This is a genomic window from Cellulomonas algicola (assembly GCF_003851725.1).
GTDB lineage: Bacteria > Actinomycetota > Actinomycetes > Actinomycetales > Cellulomonadaceae > Cellulomonas > Cellulomonas algicola.
Window position 1 is genome coordinate 1 of the sequence record NZ_BHYL01000037.1, and the last position, 4186, is coordinate 4186.

General features: G+C 74.3%; 3 protein-coding genes and 1 pseudogene. 2 read left to right on the plus strand and 2 right to left on the minus strand.

The genetic code is table 11. The features are described 5' to 3' along the window. A partial coding sequence (locus tag CTKZ_RS02500; RefSeq protein ID WP_148090449.1) for a DUF4153 domain-containing protein occupies positions 1-1140 on the plus strand: 1140 nt, incomplete at its 5' end. 12 nt (positions 1141-1152) lie between these two features. Next, positions 1153-1305 (plus strand): annotated as a pseudogene (locus CTKZ_RS22645) (DUF6766 family protein); the annotation flags it as partial. Positions 1306-1318: 13 nt separating this feature from the next. Here CTKZ_RS22645 and CTKZ_RS02505 read toward each other — a convergent pair. Beyond that, a complete protein-coding gene (locus tag CTKZ_RS02505) occupies positions 1319-3031 on the minus strand; it encodes an alpha-amylase family protein (RefSeq protein WP_124341456.1) in 1713 nt (570 codons plus the stop codon). Beyond that, positions 3028-4059 carry a TIGR03885 family FMN-dependent LLM class oxidoreductase gene (locus CTKZ_RS02510; RefSeq protein ID WP_124341457.1) on the minus strand — a complete coding sequence of 344 codons (1032 nt, stop codon included), beginning with the start codon at positions 4057-4059 and terminating at the stop codon, positions 3028-3030. The genes CTKZ_RS02505 and CTKZ_RS02510 overlap by 4 nt, the downstream gene beginning before the upstream one ends. Positions 4060-4186 lie beyond the last annotated feature (127 nt).

Sequence of the window (4186 nt, forward strand, 5' to 3'; positions counted from 1 at the left end):
GCTCTCACGGGGGCGCGCGCGACCCCCGCGGTGGTGGCGGCGCCGCTGAGCTGGCTGGCCGGCGTCGTGCGTGCGCTGCCGTGGCTGCGGCACGGGGCGGGCGACGCGGTCGGGGCACGGCGTCAGCAGGTGCTGCGCGTGGGGCGCGCCGTCGCGCTCGCCGCGGTCGTCGTCGTGGTGTTCGGTGCGCTGTTCGCGAGCGCGGACCGCGTGTTCGCGAGCCTGCTCCCGCGGTTCGACCTCGGCGTGCTGCCCGGGCAGGTCGTCGTGGCGCTCCTGGCGGCGGTCGCGGTCGCAACGAACGCGCAGCTCGCGGCGCACCCACCGGGCTGGTCGACGCTCCGGCCGGGTCCGGGGCGGCCCGCGGGCGTCGTCGAGTGGGCGATCCCGGTCGTCGCGCTGGACCTCGTGGTGGTCGCGTTCGTGACGGTGCAGGCGACCGCGCTCGCCGGGGGCCACCGGCACGTGCTCGAGACCGCGGGCCTGACCTACGCGCAGTACGCGCGACAGGGCTTCGCGCAGCTCGTCGTCGCGACGGCGCTCACGCTGGTCGTCGTCGCCGTCGCCGCACGCCACGCGCCGCGCGGGACCGGCCGTGAGCGGGTGGTCGTCCGCGCCGGTCTCGGCGTGCTGTGCGTGGGGACGCTCGGGGTCGTGACGTCGGCGCTCCTGCGGATGGACCTGTACGTCGACGCGTTCGGCCTCACGCGGCTGCGCCTGTGGGTGGCGCTCGCGGAGGCCGCCATGGGCGTGGTGCTGGTGCTGGTCCTCGTCGCGGGGGTGCGGTGGCGGGCCGGCTGGTTGCCGACGGCCGTGCTCGGGGTCGTGGGCGCGACGGTGCTCGTGCTCGCGGCGGTCGACCCGGACGCGCAGATCGTGCGGCACAACACGGGCGCTGACCTCGACGTCCCGCTCGACGTCCGCTACCTGCAGGGCCTGTCGGCCGACGCGGTGCCCGCCGTCGACGCGCTGGACGAGCCGCTGCGCTCGTGCGTGCTGGACGGCATGTCGATGCGCGAGGCGGAGAGCGGCTTCAGCTGGAACCTCGGGCGCGCCCGGGCCGCGTCCGTCGTCGACGAGCGGGCGGTGCCCACGTCGTGGCCTCCCGCATCGTGCGACGACGTCGACGTGAGGTGGTGAGGGTGCGCGCGCCCGGACTTCTGCAACCGGACCCTGCAGAACTGGCAGTCCGAGTTCCTCGCGGTGCTGTCGATGGTCGTGCTGTCGATCTCCCTGCGCGAGCGCGGGTCACCGGAGTCGAAGCCGGTCGGGGCGTCGCACGACGTGACGGGCGTCGAGGGCTGAGGCGCCGCCCGCCTCACAGCAGGCGACGGCTGTCCTCCCGCACGACGCGCAGCCACCGGTACCCGTAGGCGTCGAGCGGCACGGTGGCACGACCGCGCTCGTCGCACGTCCACTCCTGCGCGTGCAGCAGGTCGACGAGCCGCACGGCCGGGCCGCCGTCGTCGTCCGCTACGCAGTCGGGCAGGTCGAGCGGGACCTCGACGGCCTCGTCGCCCAGGTTGTGCAGCGCGACCGTCGAGCCGTCCTGCCACGTGCTGCGGTGCGCGAGGACCGCGGCGTGCGGCTGGTCGAGGATCTCGACGTCGGTCGCCCAGCCGAGCTCGGGGCTCTCGCGGTACCGGCGCACGAGCGTCTGGACGAACGTGAGCAGCGACCCGGGGTCGCGCCGCTGGTCCGCGACGTTCACGTGCTCGGGCCCGTACCCGCCCTCGACGACGGGCCCGCTCAGCCGCGACGCACGCGCCCGGGAGAAGCCGCCGTTGCGCTCCGACGTCCACTGCATGGGCGTGCGCACGGCCATCCGCCCCTCGGCGGCCAGGTTCTCCCCCATGCCGATCTCCTCGCCGTAGAACAGCACGGGCGTGCCGGGCAGCGAGAACAGCAGCGAGTAGACCATCCGCACGCGGCGCGGGTCGCCGTCGAGCATCGTCGGCAGGCGGCGGCGCAGGCCACGGCCGTACAGCTGCATGTCCGGGTCGGGGCCGAAGGCCTCGAACACCTCGGCGCGCTCGTCGTCGGACAGCTTGTCGAGCGTCAGCTCGTCGTGGTTGCGCACGAACGTCGCCCACTGCGCGTCGCGCGGGATCGGCGGCCGGGACTGCAGCGTCGTCGCGACCGGGCCCGCGTCACGGCGGGCCAGCGCGAGGTAGAGCTGCTGCATGAGGACGAAGTCGAACTGCAGCGTGAGCTCGTCGCCGTCCGCGAGCCCGTCGCCGTCGTCGTCGCCGAAGAACTGCCGCTGCTCCTCGTACGGCAGGTTGACCTCGCCCATGAGGATCGCGTCGCCCGTGCGCCGCGTGAGGAACGCGCGCAGGGACTTGAGGAAGTCGTGCGGGCGCTCGATGTCGTCACCCTCGCCCTTCGCGGCGTCGGCCAGGAAGAACGGCACGGCGTCGACGCGGAACCCGGACAGCCCCACCTCCGCCCAGTAGCCGACGACCTTGGCGATCGCGTCGCGGACCCGCGGGTTGGCGGTGTTGAGGTCCGGCTGGTGCCGGTAGAACCGGTGCCGGTAGTACTCGCCCGTCTTCTCGTCGAGCGTCCAGATGCCCGTCTCCTGGTCGGGGAAGACCACCTGGTCGGACGTGTCCGGCGGCTTCGTCGCGCTCCACACGTAGAAGTCGCGGAACGGCGAGTCGACGCTGCTGCGCGCCGAGCGGAACCACGGGTGCCGGTCGCTCGTGTGGTTGACGACGAGGTCGGCGATGACGCGGATGCCGCGGTCCCGCGCGGTGCGGATGAGCTCGACCAGGTCGCCGGCGTCGCCCAGCCGCGGGTCGACACCGAAGAAGTCGATGATGTCGTAGCCGTCGTCGCGGTCGGCCGTCGGGTAGAAGGGCATGAGCCACAGGCACGTCACGCCGAGGTCGGCGAGGTGGTCGATGCGCTGCACGAGGCCCGGCAGGTCGCCGACGCCGTCGTCGTTCCAGTCCATGTACGTCTCGACGTCGAGGCAGTAGACGACCGCGTTCTTCCACCACAGGTCGCCGGTGTCGCGGATCCTCACGCGGTCACCTCCCGCAGCTGCGGGACGAGGTGCTCGCCCGCCATGTCGAGGAACGCGCGCAGGTTCCGGTCGGCGGGCGTGGACGTCGGCTCGGCCGCGGGGTGCTTGTCGTCACCGGGCTTCTCGTCCGTCGCGACCTGATGCAGGTACACGGCGTCGAAGCCGAGCGCGACGAGCGCGGCGACGCGGTCGCGCAGCCGGGCCGGGTCGTGCTCGACGAGCACCGAGCGCCGGACCAGGTCGTCGGTGAGGTTGGGGACGAGCGCGTCGAACGACTCGGGGGTGTCGAGGTCCCACGCGACGGGCGGGCCGACGACGTTGGCGGTCCACTGCTCGCGCGCGAGCGCGAACGCGGCGTCCTCGTCGGGCGCCCACGCGACGTGCACCTGGAGCGCGATCGTGCCGCGCCCACCGGCCGAGCGGTACGCGTCGACGACCTCGCGCAGCACCGCCGGATCCTGGTTGACGGTGACGAGCCCGTCGGCCCAGTCCGCGTGCCGGGCGGCGGTCGCCGGGGTGACCGCGGGGCCGATCAGCAGCGGGCGTTCGGCGGGGAGCGTCCAGAGGCGGGCTCGGTCGACGCGCACGAGCCCGTCGTGCGTGACCTCCTCGCCGTCGAGCAGCGCACGGATGACGTCGACGCACTCGCGCAGCCGCGCGTCGCGCTCAGCCTTCGAGGGCCAGCGGTCGCCCGTGATGTGCTCGTTGACGTTCTCGCCCGAGCCGAGCGCGACCCAGAAGCGTCCGGGGAACATCGCGCCGAGCGTCGCGACCGCCTGTGCGACCACCGCGGGGTGGTAGCGCTGGCCCGGCGCGTTGACGACACCGAACGGGAGCTCGGTGGTCGCGAGCGCGGCCCCGAGCCACGTCCACGCGTAGCCGGAGTGGCCCTGGGTGGCGCTCCAGGGCGCCCAGTGGTCGGAGCACATGCCCGCGTCGAAGCCGACGTCCTGGGCGTGCCGGGCGGCCTCGAGGAGCGCGCGCGGGTGGATCTGCTCGTGCGAGTGGTGGAAGCCGACGACGGTCATGGTGACCGTTCCTACCGGCTGGGGCGGCGTCCCGCGCGGCGAGCGGCCGCGGGTGCGCGGCTCGCCGGGCGACACGCGGCCCGACGGTCGCCCGCGCCGCCGGCGTCAGCGGGAGCCGGCTCCGGCG